This is a genomic window from uncultured Aquabacterium sp., assembly GCF_913773725.1.
GTDB lineage: Bacteria > Pseudomonadota > Gammaproteobacteria > Burkholderiales > Burkholderiaceae_C > Aquabacterium.
Window position 1 is genome coordinate 1 of record NZ_CAJYGK010000061.1, and the last position, 12,232, is coordinate 12,232.

Annotated in this window: 15 protein-coding genes and 1 pseudogene; 9 read left to right on the forward strand and 7 right to left on the reverse strand. The window is 68.8% G+C overall.

The annotated features are described in order from the left end of the window. Together QZ709_RS07490 and QZ709_RS07495 are read left to right on the forward strand one after the other, a co-directional pair. Positions 1–221 (forward strand): annotated as a pseudogene (locus tag QZ709_RS07490) (short-chain dehydrogenase); the annotation flags it as partial. A 21-nt stretch (positions 222–242) separates the two neighbouring features. Continuing rightward, positions 243–1,187 (forward strand): alpha/beta hydrolase, encoded by a 945-nt coding sequence (locus tag QZ709_RS07495; RefSeq protein ID WP_294636641.1) that lies wholly within the window; start codon positions 243–245, stop codon positions 1,185–1,187. 9 nt (positions 1,188–1,196) lie between these two features. Here the strand turns inward: QZ709_RS07495 and QZ709_RS07500 are convergent, their stop codons facing one another. Continuing rightward, positions 1,197–1,808, reverse strand: a complete 612-nt coding sequence (locus tag QZ709_RS07500) for an NAD(P)H-dependent oxidoreductase (protein ID WP_294636643.1) — start codon at positions 1,806–1,808, stop codon at positions 1,197–1,199. A gap of 43 nt (positions 1,809–1,851) precedes the next feature. After that, positions 1,852–2,409: a flavodoxin family protein gene (locus tag QZ709_RS07505; RefSeq protein ID WP_294636644.1), complete on the reverse strand. Its 558-nt coding sequence runs from the start codon at positions 2,407–2,409 to the stop codon at positions 1,852–1,854. 115 nt (positions 2,410–2,524) lie between these two features. Between QZ709_RS07505 and rlmJ the strand changes: the two genes are divergently transcribed. Further along, entirely contained in the window at positions 2,525–3,391 is an 867-nt protein-coding gene (gene rlmJ / locus QZ709_RS07510) for a 23S rRNA (adenine(2030)-N(6))-methyltransferase RlmJ (RefSeq protein WP_294636645.1), read from the forward strand. Between the two features lie 59 nt (positions 3,392–3,450). Here the strand turns inward: rlmJ and QZ709_RS07515 are convergent, their stop codons facing one another. Then, entirely contained in the window at positions 3,451–4,152 is a 702-nt protein-coding gene (locus tag QZ709_RS07515) for a pirin family protein (protein ID WP_294636646.1), read from the reverse strand. 138 nt (positions 4,153–4,290) lie between these two features. On the opposite strand from QZ709_RS07515, the gene QZ709_RS07520 reads away from it, so the two are divergent. Both QZ709_RS07520 and gluQRS read left to right on the forward strand, forming a co-directional pair. Then, positions 4,291–5,235 (forward strand): LysR family transcriptional regulator, encoded by a 945-nt coding sequence (locus tag QZ709_RS07520; protein ID WP_294636647.1) that lies wholly within the window; start codon positions 4,291–4,293, stop codon positions 5,233–5,235. Next, positions 5,232–6,194: a tRNA glutamyl-Q(34) synthetase GluQRS gene (gluQRS, locus tag QZ709_RS07525; RefSeq protein WP_294636648.1), complete on the forward strand. Its 963-nt coding sequence runs from the start codon at positions 5,232–5,234 to the stop codon at positions 6,192–6,194. Before QZ709_RS07520 ends, gluQRS begins: the two co-directional genes overlap by 4 nt. Positions 6,195–6,240: 46 nt before the next feature. Here the strand turns inward: gluQRS and QZ709_RS07530 are convergent, their stop codons facing one another. Both QZ709_RS07530 and orn read right to left on the reverse strand, forming a co-directional pair. After that, complete coding sequence (locus QZ709_RS07530; protein ID WP_294636649.1) at positions 6,241–6,645, reverse strand: cupin domain-containing protein; 405 nt, start codon at positions 6,643–6,645, stop codon at positions 6,241–6,243. Between the two features lie 23 nt (positions 6,646–6,668). Then, complete coding sequence (gene orn, locus QZ709_RS07535) at positions 6,669–7,250, reverse strand: oligoribonuclease (protein WP_294636650.1); 582 nt, start codon at positions 7,248–7,250, stop codon at positions 6,669–6,671. Between the two features lie 95 nt (positions 7,251–7,345). Between orn and QZ709_RS07540 the strand changes: the two genes are divergently transcribed. The 4 genes from QZ709_RS07540 to QZ709_RS07555 all read left to right on the forward strand — a co-directional run bounded on the left by QZ709_RS07540 (position 7,346) and on the right by QZ709_RS07555 (position 10,296). Further along, a complete protein-coding gene (locus tag QZ709_RS07540; RefSeq protein ID WP_294636651.1) occupies positions 7,346–8,650 on the forward strand; it encodes a M48 family metallopeptidase in 1,305 nt (434 codons plus the stop codon). Then, complete coding sequence (locus tag QZ709_RS07545) at positions 8,647–8,994, forward strand: 4a-hydroxytetrahydrobiopterin dehydratase (RefSeq protein WP_294636652.1); 348 nt, start codon at positions 8,647–8,649, stop codon at positions 8,992–8,994. Before QZ709_RS07540 ends, QZ709_RS07545 begins: the two co-directional genes overlap by 4 nt. Beyond that, on the forward strand, positions 8,991–9,959 hold the full coding sequence (gene rsgA, locus QZ709_RS07550) for a ribosome small subunit-dependent GTPase A (RefSeq protein ID WP_294636653.1): 969 nt from the start codon (positions 8,991–8,993) through the stop codon (positions 9,957–9,959). Before QZ709_RS07545 ends, rsgA begins: the two co-directional genes overlap by 4 nt. Positions 9,960–10,032: 73 nt before the next feature. Then, entirely contained in the window at positions 10,033–10,296 is a 264-nt protein-coding gene (locus QZ709_RS07555) for a hypothetical protein (RefSeq protein ID WP_294636654.1), read from the forward strand. Between the two features lie 84 nt (positions 10,297–10,380). Here QZ709_RS07555 and QZ709_RS07560 read toward each other — a convergent pair whose 3' ends face one another. Together QZ709_RS07560 and QZ709_RS07565 are read right to left on the reverse strand one after the other, a co-directional pair. Further along, the gene (locus QZ709_RS07560) at positions 10,381–11,379 is read right to left on the reverse strand and encodes a CobD/CbiB family protein (protein WP_294636655.1); all 999 of its coding nucleotides are present in this window, start codon (positions 11,377–11,379) and stop codon (positions 10,381–10,383) included. A 58-nt stretch (positions 11,380–11,437) separates the two neighbouring features. After that, complete coding sequence (locus QZ709_RS07565) at positions 11,438–12,154, reverse strand: CoA pyrophosphatase (protein WP_294636656.1); 717 nt, start codon at positions 12,152–12,154, stop codon at positions 11,438–11,440. Positions 12,155–12,232 lie beyond the last annotated feature (78 nt).

Here is a 12,232-nt window from a genome sequence, read left to right on the forward strand (position 1 = left end):
CCATCGAGCAGCACAAGCGCCGCGCCAACAAGATGATCAGCACGACCACGGCCGAGTCCGCCGCGCTGCAGATCCTGGCTGGGGTCGAGCGCAACGCGCGGCGCGTGCTCGTCGGCCCGGACGCGCGCTTTCTGGACAAGCTCGTGCGCCTGCTGGGCGCACGCTACCAGGCCCTCGTCATCCGTCAGATGCGCAAGCTCAACCGCCGAAAAGCCAGCTGAAGCAAGGCATGATGTCGGCCCATGGAGTGGTTCAAACGTCTGTGGTGGGGCCTGGTGCTGATCGGCATGGCGCTGGCGGCGGTCGTCGTCACCGCCTGGGAGCCTGACCGTCAGCTCGGTCAACTGGTGGCCCGCTGGGCGCCCGATCCGTCCGGCTTCATCGAGCTGGACGGCATGCAGGTGCACTTTCGCGACACCGGGCCGCGTGACGATCCTCAGCCGGTCGTGCTGCTGCACGGCATGGCGTCGAGCCTGCACACCTTCGATGGCTGGCAGCGTGGCCTGCAGGCCCGGCATCGTGTCATCCTGGTCGATCTGCCCGGCTTCGGGCTGACTGGCCCGTCACCGCAGGGCGATTACCGCATCGACGCCTATACACGCTTCGTGCTCCGCCTGCTGGACAACCTGGGCCTGCAGCAGGTGATCCTCGGTGGCAACGCACTGGGCGGCGAAATTGCCTGGCAGACCGCCGTGCTCGCGCCTGATCGGGTCCGAAAACTCATCCTGGTGGATTCGGATGGCTACGAGCCCTCAGTGCTGTCGATGCCCCTGGCCTTCCAGGTGGCCAGCACGCGTGGGCTGCGGTGGGTGTCCGAACGCATCCTGCCCAAACCCCTGGTTGCGTCCAGCGTGCGCAGCGTGTTCGGCTCACCGGACCGGATGACGCCCGAGCAGGTTGACCGCTACTTCGAGCTGGCCTTGCGCGTGGGCAACCGTCGCGCCTTGTTTCAGCGCATGGACCAGGCACAGTTCGGCGCGTCGGCCCTGCTCATCAAGCGCGTTCGTCAGCCCACGCTGGTGATCTGGGGCGAGCGAGACCGCATGATCTCGCCCGAACATGGACGGCTGTTCTGCCGCGACATCCCCCGCTGCACGCTCGTGACCTTCCCGGATCTCGGTCACCTGCCGCAGGAAGAAGACCCGGCGGCCACCCTGGCTGCAGTCCGCCAGTTTCTCGGACAGTGAGCGCCCGCGTCAGCCCTGGATGCGCCAGCGGGCCTGGCGCACCACCGACGCCACGAGTTTGCTCAGCATCTGATCGAGGGCATCGCTGCTGAGGCGATCGGGCGTCGTGAACTGCTGATCGGCGGCAGGCACACCGACCTGCTCAGGCACCACCACCATCGCGAAGTTGGTGCTCAGGAAGGTGCGCACGATGGGCAGGGCGCGCACGCCGCCCAGCGCACCGGGCGACGCGGCCATCAGGCCAGCCGGTTTGCCGGCCGTGGCCCCCGTGCCGCCCGGCAGATCGCCCTCGACCTGCACCACCGACATCCAGTCCAGCGCGTTGAGCAGCAGCGGCGTGGGCAGCGCGTTGTACTCGGGGCTGGCCAGCAGCAGGCCGTCATGGGCGGCCATCAGGTCACGCAGCTGGCGTGCACCAGCCGGCATGCCTTGCGCGGCGATCAGGTCGGCGTCGAACACCGGCAAGGCCAGCGCCCGCAGATCCACAGTGTTGACCTCAGCGCCCAGCGCCTTGGCTTTGGCGGTGGCCACGGCCAGGAGCTTGCCGTTCAACGAGCCTTCGCGGGCGCTGCCGCTGATCGCCAGAAGGCGCGGAGCACGAGAGGAAGAGGTAGCAGTCATGCGGGATGTCCTTGAGCGGTCGGAGGGAAGGGCTTGAACGCGGTCAGGCGCTGAAACGGGCGGACACGGCCTTGACGCGCTCACCGAACAGGCGAGCCGTTTCCAGGTCGCCCGGCAGCATCTCGTCCACGCTGGCATCCGACGGCGACGTGGCCATGGCGCCGCTGAACGAAGCCACGTAGTTCACGTCGTTGCGGGTGGCCGCCTTGCTGTTGCTCGGCATCATGCCGGTGCCAACCCAGATCATGCTGTGCTGTTGCGACAGCGTGAACAGGTAATGCAAGGTCGACAGCTTGTCGCCGTTCATCGAGGCCGAGTTGGTGAAGCCTGCAGCGATCTTGTCCTTCCATTGCTGGTGGAACCAGACCTTGGACGAGGCATCGGCAAACTTCTTGAACTGCCAGGGCACGCTGCCCATGTAGGTGGGGGCGCCGAACACGATGGCATCGGCAGCCGCCAGTTGCTCCCAGCCGCCCTCGGGCAGGTTGCCCTCCTGGTCGACGGCGAGCAGGCTGGCACCCGCGCCCTGGGCCACGGATTCGGCCATGCGCTTGGTGTGGCCATAGCCGGAGAAGTAAACGACGACGATCTGCTTGCTCATGGTGCTTCCTTTCAAGGGGCAGTGAAGATTCGAGGGGATCCGGCCAGTCTCAGGCCATCAAAAAAGACACACGATCCGTGGGCCGAATGGCGGCAAAGCCGTTACCCTTCGGGTCATGTTCAGTTATCGACACGGCTTCCACGCGGGCAACCATGCCGATGTGCTCAAGCACACGGTGCTGGTGCAGGTGCTTGAGCACCTGCTGCAGAAAGACAAACCTTTCTGGGTGATCGACACCCACGCCGGCGGCGGCCTGTATGACCTGACCGCCGGGTACGCGGCGCGCAGCGGCGAGGCCGCTTCGGGCATCCAGGCGCTGTGGCCGCTGCGGGCCGACCCGTCCACGCCCGAGGCCGTGCGCGCCTATCTGGCGCAGGTCGCGGCCGTCAACCATGCCGACACGCTGCAGTGGTATCCCGGCTCGCCGCAGCTGGCAGCCCAGATGCTGCGCGAGGGCGACCACCTGCGCCTGTACGAACTGCACCCCACGGAAAGCAAGCTGCTGGAGCAGCATTTCGCGTCGGTGCGGCGCGGCGTCAGCATCCAGGTGGCCGACGGCTTTGCCGGCCTGCGCGGTGTGCTGCCCCCGCCGCCGCGCCGCGGGTTGGTCCACATCGACCCGCCCTATGAGGTCAAGGACGACTACCGCCATGTGGTGCAGACACTGAAGGAGGCGGTGCCCCGCTTTGCGACCGGCACCTATGCCATCTGGTACCCCGAGGTGGCCCGTCACGAAGCCCAGCAGCTGCCGGCCCAGCTCAAGCGCGTGGCCGCGGCCCTGCCCAAGGTCGACTGGCTGCACGCCACGCTGCGCGTGAAAGCGGCCGCGCGCGATGGCGTGGGCCTGTTCGGCTCGGGCATGTTCGTCATCAACCCGCCCTGGACGCTGTACGACCGGCTGGCCCAGGCCCTGCCCTGGCTGGTCGAGACCCTGGGCGAAGACGATCACGCGGCCTACACGCTCGAGGCCCAGCAGAACTGAACCTCGCGACCGCGGGGCGATACGGGCAGACATCGGCTCGCCTCGGTCCGGGTCAGCGGTCACGCGGCCAGGTCGAACACCAGCACTTCGGCCTCGTGTCCGCCGTCCAGGGTCACGGCGGCCTCGCCCTCGAGCATGGCCGCATCGCCGGCCTTCAGCGGCTGGCCGTTGACGCTGACCTCGCCACGGGCCACATGCACATAGGCCTTGCGACGCGGGTCCAGCGTGAGGCTCGCAGACTCGTCCCCATCGAACAGGCCCGCGTAGAGCAAGGCATCGGCCGTCATGCTGACCGACCCTTCACGCCCGTCCGGCGACGCCACCAGACGCAGACGCCCCCGCTTGTCGGCGGCGTCGAAGTGCTTCTGCTCGTAGCCCGGGCGAATGCCGCGTTCGGTCGGCTGGATCCAGATCTGCAGCAGGTGCGTGGGCTGGGCGGCCTCGTGGTTGAACTCGCTGTGCAGGATGCCCTTGCCCGCGCTCATGCGCTGCACGTCGCCCGGCAGGATGGTCGCGCCGTTGCCCAGGCTGTCCTGGTGGGCCAGCGCACCGCTCAGCACGTAGGTGACGATCTCCATGTCGCGGTGGCCGTGCATGCCGAAGCCGCGGCCCGGGGCGATCACGTCGTCGTTGATGACGCGCAAGGGGCCAAAACCCATGAAGGCCGGGTCGTAGTAATCGGCAAACGAGAAGCTGTGAAAACTCTGCAGCCAGCCATGGTCGGCGTAGCCGCGTTCGTCGGATCGGCGCAGGGTCAGCATGAGGGGCTCCTGGTAAGGGGTGGGTGCACGGGGTGCATGGCTTCACTGTAGGCAAAGCCCCCGCCCTGGTGGCTGCGCCGACCTGATGGCATCATTCAAACCAATTGAACGAATGCGCCCGCAAAGGGCCTTCCTCTCATGCCGGATCGCCGCCACGTCCTCACGCCGGACGCCCTGTTGATGATGGACACCATCGCCCGAACGGGCAGCTTTGCCGCCGCCGCGCGCGAGCTGGGCAAGGTCCCGTCGGCGCTGACCTACAGCGTGCGCCAGCTGGAAGACGCACTGGACGTGCTGCTGTTCGACCGCCGCAGCCGCCAGGCCCGACTGACTGCGGCCGGCGACGAACTGCTGCGCGAAGGCCGTCTGCTGCTGCAACAGATGGACGCGGTGGCGAACCGCGTGCAGCGCGTGGCCTCTGGCTGGGAAGCCGAGCTGACGATCGCCGTGGACAAGGCCATGGCCCCGCACGCCGTGTTCGACCTGATGGATGCGTTCTACGCGCTCAAGCCGCCCACGCGGCTGCGCATGCGCAGCGAAGTGATGACCGGAACCTGGGAAGCCCTCAGCACCGGCCAGGCCGATCTGGCCATCGGCGTGCCGGCCGACCGGGTGGCCGGCCCCGACATGCGCCAGGAGATAATCGGCGAGGTGAGTTTCATTTTCGCGGTGGCGCCGCACCACCCGCTGGCGCGGGCCCCCGAACCGCTGAGCGCCACAGAAATCGCCAACCACCGCATCGTGGCCGTGGCCGACACCGCACGCGGCCTGGCGCCGATGACGGTGGGCATCCTGCCCGGGCAGGACGTGTTGACCCTGCCGTCGATGTCGGCCAAGCTCGAAGCCCAGCTGCGAGGCTTGGGCTGCGGGTACCTGCCCGAGCCCATGCTGCGCCCGTATCTGGAGCAAGGGCGGCTGGTGCACAAGCAGGTGGAAGGACCGGAGCGCCTGATCCGCATCCTCTATGCCTGGCGCCAAGCCCACGCCCAGCCCGGGATGGCGCTGACCTGGTGGCTGCACCAGCTGGCCAGCCCGGCCACCCGGCGGGCCTTGCTGGAGCGGCACGAGGGGCTGCTGCTGTGACGCGCGCCCCTGTGGCCGCCACCGGATCTGCCTACATCGGCCGGTTCGCCCCCTCGCCCACCGGGCCGCTGCATGCCGGGTCGCTGGTCGCGGCCCTGGCCAGCTGGCTGGACGCGCGCGCCCACGGCGGGCAGTGGCTCGTGCGCATCGAGGATGTCGACACGCCACGCTGTGTGCCGGGCGCCGATCGGGTCATCCTGCAGCAACTGGCCACCTGTGGCCTGCATCCGGACGCGCCCCCGGTTTGGCAAAGCGAGCGCGGCGCCCTGTACCAGGCGGCGCTGGACCGGCTCGTCGCCACCGGCGTGGCCTATGGCTGCGCCTGCACGCGCAGCGACATCGCCCGCGCCAATGCCGAACTGGGCCGCACCAAGCCGCGCCACGGCGACCTGGTCTACCCCGGCACCTGCCGCCCCGACCGCGGCGGCCTGGGCGCACGCACGGCGCGGGCCTGGCGCGTGGCCGTGCCCGAAGGCACCGCAGGCATGTGGCCCTGGTGCGATCGCCGCCTGGGCCCGCAAAGCCAGGCGCTCGACCAGGCTGTGGGCGATTTCGTCGTGCGCCGTGCGGACGGGCTCTGGGCCTACCAGCTGGCCGTGGTGGTCGACGATGCCGAACAGGGCGTCACCGACGTGGTGCGTGGCGAGGACCTGGCCGACAACACCCCGCGCCAGATGTGGCTGCAGGCGCAACTCGGTCTGCCGCACCCGCGCTACCTTCACACGCCACTCGTGCTGGGGGCCAACGGCGAGAAGCTGTCCAAACAGAATGGCGCTGCCGCCCTCGACCTGCGCGACCCGGTGGCTGCCTTGCGCCAGGCCGGCGCCGCGCTGGGGCTGGCACTCGGCGACGCAACCCTTCGCCCCGGCATCACCGTGGCCGATTGGCTCGCCCTGGCCGTCCCGGCCTGGCAGGCCTTGCTGTTGCGGTGGGAAGCGGCCTTGGTGAACGCGGGCTGACACGGCCCCGGTACGGCCCACACGGACCGCACTCGCCGCGCCCGCCTCAGCCGCCCACCACCACGAAGTGCTTGCGCACCGGGGCCATCACCTCGAACGCCCCGACGAAGCCACCCGGGATCACAGCCCCTTCGCCGGCGCGCACGTCGGTCCAACCACCCTGTGCGTCATGCAGGCGCACGTGGCCCTCCAGGACGAAGAAGTACTCGTGCTTGGCAGGCGGAAACACGATGCGCCAGCGTCCCACCTCGCACGCCCAGATCCCGGCTGACAGCTGTCCATCGGCCGGCTCGTACAGCGTCCACGTCTCGCGGCGCGGGTTGCCCTGCTCCAGGCGATCGGGACGCGGGTGATCGATCACGCCGCCTGCAGCCGGCGCATCGAAGCGCACGATGACAGGCTGGTCAGGTGCCGTTTCGGCCGCCGAGGCCGCCACACTTCGGTCCGACATGGTGTCTTCTGGGCGCGAACCGCTCACTTCACCAGGAAGTGTTCGCGGTAGTAGGCCAGCTCGTCGATCGACTCGTGGATGTCGGCCAGCGCGGTGTGCTTCTGCGCCTTGCGGAAGCCTTCGGCCAGACCCGGCTTCCAGCGCTTGGCGAGTTCCTTCAGCGTGCTGACATCCAGGTTGCGGTAATGGAAGAACGCTTCCAGCTTGGGCATGTAGTTCGCCAGAAAGCGGCGATCCTGGCAGATCGAGTTGCCGCACATCGGCGACTTGTTGGCCGGCACATACTGCTTGAGGAAGTCGATCACGGCCTGGGCCGCTTCGCCTTCGCTCACGGTCGAGGCCTTCACGCGGTCGATCAGGCCGCTGCGACCGTGCGTGCCCTTGTTCCAGTTGTCCATCTTGTCGAGCACGGCGTCGCTCTGGTGCACGGCGAACACCGGGCCTTCGACGCGCACCGCCAGGTTGGCGTCGGTCACCACCACCGCGATCTCGATGATGCGGTCGCTCTCGGGCTTCAGGCCGGTCATCTCCAGGTCGATCCAGATCAGGTTCTGGTCGCTCTTGGCCAGCGTGGCGGGGGTGGGGGCGGCGGTCGTGTCGGTCATGGAATGGGCGAAAACAGTCGAAAAAGGGCCCTGTCGGTACGGTCTTGCGCACGCTGGCCCGGCCGCCGATTGTGCGGCAAACGTACACTCGCGGCATGCCTTCCAGCACCGTCACCCTGCTTTTTGCGTTTTTCGTCGCGGCCTCCGTGCTCGTCAAGCTCTGGCTCGATACGCGCCAGGCCCGGCACGTGGCGCGCCACCGCGACGCCGTGCCGCCGGCCTTTGCCGACGAGGTGCCGCTGCGCAGCCACCAGCGCGCGGCCGATTACACGCTCGACAAGCTGCGCTTCGGCCTGGTCAACACCGCCGTCAGCACGGCGGTGCTGCTGGGCTGGACGCTGCTGGGCGGGCTGGACGCACTCAACCATGCCGTGCGCGACCTCGTCTTCCCGCAATGGGGCGGGCTGGCCTACCAGCTGGCCCTGCTGGCGGCCTTCAGTGTCATCGGCGCGCTGATCGAGATGCCGCTGGAAGCCTGGCACACCTTCCGCATCGAGCAACGCCATGGCTTCAACCGCATGACGCCGGGCATGTGGATCGGTGACCACCTCAAGCAGGGCCTGGTCGGGCTGGTCATCGGGGCCCCGATCGCCGCCCTCATCCTGTGGCTGATGGGCGCGGCAGGATCGGCCTGGTGGCTGTGGGCCTGGGCGGCCTGGGTGGGCTTCAGCCTGCTCATGATGGTGGTCTTTCCCATCTTCATCGCGCCGCTGTTCAACAAGTTCGAGCCCCTGAACGACGCAGGCCTGGCCCAGCGCGTGACCGGGCTCATGCAGCGCTGCGGCTTCAAGGCCAAGGGCTTTTTCGTGATGGATGGCAGCCGCCGCTCGGCCCATGCCAACGCCTATTTCACCGGCCTGGGCTCGTCCAAGCGTGTGGTGTTCTTCGACACGCTGCTGTCCAAGCTGTCCCACGGCGAGGTCGAGGCCGTGCTCGCGCACGAACTGGGGCACTTCAAGCACAAGCATGTGCTCAAGCGCATGATCATGATGTTCGTGATGAGCCTGATCGGCTTTGCGCTGCTGGGCTGGCTGTCGCGGCTCACGGCGTTCTACACCGGCCTGGGAGCCTCGCCCAACCTGGGCGCACCGAACGACGCCCTGGCCCTGCTGCTGTTCATGCTGGCCCTGCCGCCCGTGATGTTCTTTGTGGTGCCCGTGTTCTCCACCTTCTCGCGCCGGGACGAATACCAGGCCGACGCCTACGCCTGCGCACAGGCCAGCGGCACCGACCTGGCCAATGCGCTGATCAAGCTCTACAAGGACAACTCGTCCACCCTGACGCCGGACCCGCTGTACGTGCGATTCCACTACTCGCACCCGCCGGCTTCCGAGCGCCTGGCCGCCATGGGCGCCCTCACCCGCGCCCAGGCTCAACCGCCGATGGCGCACCCCGCATGAGTCCGGCTAGCCCCCTCCCCCTGCACCAGCAACGCTGCGCCCCCCGGGCGGGCTCGCCCCTGTCGACGGCGGGCCAGCACGCCATGCTGGGGCAGATCCCGGGTTGGCAGGTCGACAGCAGCGTACCCGGTGGCGCCCTCACCCGCACCTACACCTTCCCCGATTTCCACCGCACCATGGCCTTCGTGAACGCCGTCGCGTGGATCGCCCACGAGCAGGATCATCACCCCGACATGGCCGTGTCCTACAACCGCTGCACGCTGCGCTGGTCTACCCATTCGGTGGGCGGCGTCTCCCTCAACGACTTCATCTGCGCCGCCCGCGTGGATGCCCTCGGCGCATGAAGCGCGGCCATCCGGGTGCGCCGAACGGGCGCCGCGGCCGCCCTGTGCGCGAAGCCGACACCTCGGGCTGCACGTCCGGGCTGGTGGTCTCGACCCATGGCCGGCACGTGGTGGTCGAAGCCGAAGACGGCAGCCGTCTCATCTGCCACCCGCGCGGCAAGAAGAGCGAGGCCGTGGTCGGTGACCGGGTCATGTGGCAGCCCACGCTGGACGGCGGCGACGAAGGCCTGATCGTGCAGGTCCAGGAACGGCGCAACCTGCTGTGGCGGCAGGACGAGTGGCGCAGCAAGTCGTTTGCGGCCAACCTCGACCAGCTGCTGATGTGGATTGCGGTGGAGCCGGTGTTCAGCGAGGCGCAACTGACGCGCGCGCTGATCGCGGCCGAATCGGCCGACATCCCTGCCACCATCGTGCTCAACAAGGTCGACCTGCCCGGTGCCGATGCGGCCCGTGCGCGCCTGGCCCCGTACACGGCCATGGGCTACCGCGTGGTCGAGCTCTCGCTGAAGGCCGACACCGAGGCCGCACGCGCCCAGATGGCGCCTCTGCTGGACGGCAAGGCCACGCTGGTCCTGGGCCCCTCGGGCGCAGGCAAGAGCACGCTGATCAACACGCTGCTGCCCGACGCCCGCGCCGAGGTCGGCGAGATTTCGCAGGCCCTGAATTCCGGCCGCCACACCACGACGACCAGCCTTTGGTACTGGCTGGACAAGGCGCAGGGCACGGCCGTGATCGACTCACCGGGCTTTCAGGAGTTCGGCCTGCACCACATTCCGCCGACCGAGCTCGCGCGCTGGATGCCCGACATCGGCCGGCACGTGGCCGACTGCCGCTTCCACAACTGCACGCACCGGCAGGAGCCCGGCTGCGCCGTGCGGGCCGCCGTGGAACGCGGCGAGGTCAGCCCCATTCGGCTCAGCCTGTTCAACGACCTGTTCGAGGAACTGAGCCAACCCCGCTGGTGAGCCCGACGCCCGAGACCGGCCTTGTCTCACCCAACCCCTTCCGGCCCCCTCTTTCTGCGCCCCCTGCCTCGCCATGCCTGACGCCCTCGCCGCCCTGCCCGTCACCCTCGTCGCCTTCCAGTCGGGGCAACTGCCCCTGAACGACCTGACCCGGCAGTGGCGCGAGGCCGCGCGCACACACGAGCCTGCGCTGCCGCCGCGTTACACCGAGGTGCTGGAACGGGTGCTCTCGCAGTTGGAAAGCGCCGCGTTGTTCACTGAAGAAAGCTGCTCGTTCAGCCAGGGGGACATGGTCGCCGCGCTGGGCGACTGGCTGGCGCGCGCACGGGCGCTCTGAGCCGCTCGCGTCACGCCGCATCCGCCACGGCAGATGGCGTCGGGCGTTCGCCCCGCGCCATCCCGGTCGCGGAGCAGCTTTGGCTCACCCTACCAGGTTGGCCAACGACAGCAGCGCCAGCAGCAGCATCCACAGCACCACCGAGCGCCACACCAGGCCCACCACGCTGCGCAGGTGGGCCATCTCGGGCACGGCACCTGTCGTGCTGCCCTCGGCATCGATCACATCGGGCGAATCCCCGTCGACCACGGTGCGGCTCACATCGCCGAATGCACGGCCCGTGGCCGGCGCGACCTGCCCCCCCAGTCGCACGCCGATCGCGCCCGAGGCCGCCGACAGAATCGTGCCCTCGTTCGGGTGCGACCACAGCACCGCATGGCGCCGCCATGCATCGATCGCGTCCTCGAAGTTGCCGACCACGGCAAAGCCGAATGCCGTCAGCCGGGCCGGCACATGGTCGATCAGACCGAACAGCCACTGCGACAGCGCCATCAACCGATCGTGCGTCGGCGCGCCGGTCACCCGGCTCTTGTACGACCAGTAGCGGCTGGCGAACTCGGCCATGCGGTAGAGCACCGCGCCCGCCGGGCCCAGCCCGAAGGTGGACAGTGCCACGAACCAGAAGAACACGCCGAACACGTGCCGGTGCGCCGCCAGCAGCGAGAACTCGATGACGTGCCGCAGGATTTCGGTGCGCGGCAGATCGCTGGCGTCGACGTTCTGCCAGTGGGCCAACAGCTCGCGCGCACGCTCTTCACGCCCTTGCTCGAGGGCGTCACGGATGTCGGTGTAGTGGTGGCTGAACTGCCGGAAGCCCAGCGTCAGGTACAGCACGGCGACGTCGAACGCCAGCGCCAGCAGCGTGCTGTAGCGGTTGACGAAGACGTAGAGGATGGCCACGAGTGCCGCCGACGCCACCACGGTGATCCCCCAGACCACGCGCGCGTGCACCTCGGCCCCCGCGTCGAAATTGCGCCCGACCCAGCGCACCCAGGCCGTCAGACCGTGGTGGATGGGGTTGAGGTTCGACAGGGGTTTGAGCTGTTCGGCCAGCAAGGCGAACAGCACGGCAAAAAAGCTCATGGCTCAGGATCATAGCGGGGTGTACCGCCCCCCGCGCGACAGAAGCCCGCACCCTGCCTCAGGCCGAAAGGAAGCGGTATAAATTTCGCAACATCGCGGCGGTTGCACCCCAGATGAAATACTCCCGGTCGGGCTCGCCCACGGGCCGCCACGGCATCGAGAAGAACTCGATGCGCGGGTTGTCGCGGCCCATCTCGAGGGACGGCACCCCGAACGCGCGACGCTGGTGATGTTGCGGGTCCATCAGGAAGGACAGCGGCACCTCGAACACCTCGGCCACTTCACCGGGGTCGGGCCGCAGGTCCAGCCTCGGCGTCTCGTGCGGGTGCGGGGCGATCAACCCGACCACAGGCGTGACGACAAAGCCGGTGCCGGTGGTGTACTCGGGCAACTCGCCCAGCACGTGCACGCGTGGCGGCGCCAGTCCGACCTCTTCCTGCGCCTCGCGCAGCGCGGTGGCCACGGCATCCGGGTCTTCGGGCTCGCTGCGCCCGCCGGGAAAGCTGATCTGGCCAGCATGCTTGCGCAGCGTGGCCGTGCGCTGGGTCAGCAGCACGGCCGGCTCCGGCCGCATCACGATGGGCACCAGCACCGCCGCGCGCACCGGGTCGGGCGGGCTCGCCCAGCGCTCGATGGACACATCGGGCGCCCACACCGGCGGCGTCAGGAAACGCTCGACCAGGGCCTGCTGGGACAGGCGCTGCGGGTCGACCGCCGGCAGATGGTGGTCGTGGCCGAGCAGTTCGGCAACGCGGGGGTCGATGGAAACGGCCATGACAGGCACCATAGCAAAAGCCGCCTGGGCTTGCGCAGCAGGCGGCTTTGAGGGGGGTGGCGTGGCGCCACCGCTGAG

Excerpts from the sequence above, each read along its gene's own strand:
- rlmJ (WP_294636645.1), top strand. The coding sequence starts at position 2,525 with ATGTTCAGTTATCGACACGGCTTCCACGCGGGCAACCATGCCGATGTG.
- QZ709_RS07545 (WP_294636652.1), top strand. The coding sequence starts at position 8,647 with ATGAGTCCGGCTAGCCCCCTCCCCCTGCACCAGCAACGCTGCGCCCCC.
- QZ709_RS07505 (WP_294636644.1), bottom strand. The coding sequence starts at position 2,409 with ATGAGCAAGCAGATCGTCGTCGTTTACTTCTCCGGCTATGGCCACACC.
- QZ709_RS07555 (WP_294636654.1), top strand. The coding sequence starts at position 10,033 with ATGCCTGACGCCCTCGCCGCCCTGCCCGTCACCCTCGTCGCCTTCCAG.
- QZ709_RS07500 (WP_294636643.1), bottom strand. The coding sequence starts at position 1,808 with ATGACTGCTACCTCTTCCTCTCGTGCTCCGCGCCTTCTGGCGATCAGC.
- QZ709_RS07540 (WP_294636651.1), top strand. The coding sequence starts at position 7,346 with ATGCCTTCCAGCACCGTCACCCTGCTTTTTGCGTTTTTCGTCGCGGCC.
- orn (WP_294636650.1), bottom strand. The coding sequence starts at position 7,250 with ATGACCGACACGACCGCCGCCCCCACCCCCGCCACGCTGGCCAAGAGC.
- QZ709_RS07515 (WP_294636646.1), bottom strand. The coding sequence starts at position 4,152 with ATGCTGACCCTGCGCCGATCCGACGAACGCGGCTACGCCGACCATGGC.
- QZ709_RS07520 (WP_294636647.1), top strand. The coding sequence starts at position 4,291 with ATGCCGGATCGCCGCCACGTCCTCACGCCGGACGCCCTGTTGATGATG.
- QZ709_RS07530 (WP_294636649.1), bottom strand. The coding sequence starts at position 6,645 with ATGTCGGACCGAAGTGTGGCGGCCTCGGCGGCCGAAACGGCACCTGAC.
- QZ709_RS07565 (WP_294636656.1), bottom strand. The coding sequence starts at position 12,154 with ATGGCCGTTTCCATCGACCCCCGCGTTGCCGAACTGCTCGGCCACGAC.
- rsgA (WP_294636653.1), top strand. The coding sequence starts at position 8,991 with ATGAAGCGCGGCCATCCGGGTGCGCCGAACGGGCGCCGCGGCCGCCCT.
- QZ709_RS07495 (WP_294636641.1), top strand. The coding sequence starts at position 243 with ATGGAGTGGTTCAAACGTCTGTGGTGGGGCCTGGTGCTGATCGGCATG.
- QZ709_RS07560 (WP_294636655.1), bottom strand. The coding sequence starts at position 11,379 with ATGAGCTTTTTTGCCGTGCTGTTCGCCTTGCTGGCCGAACAGCTCAAA.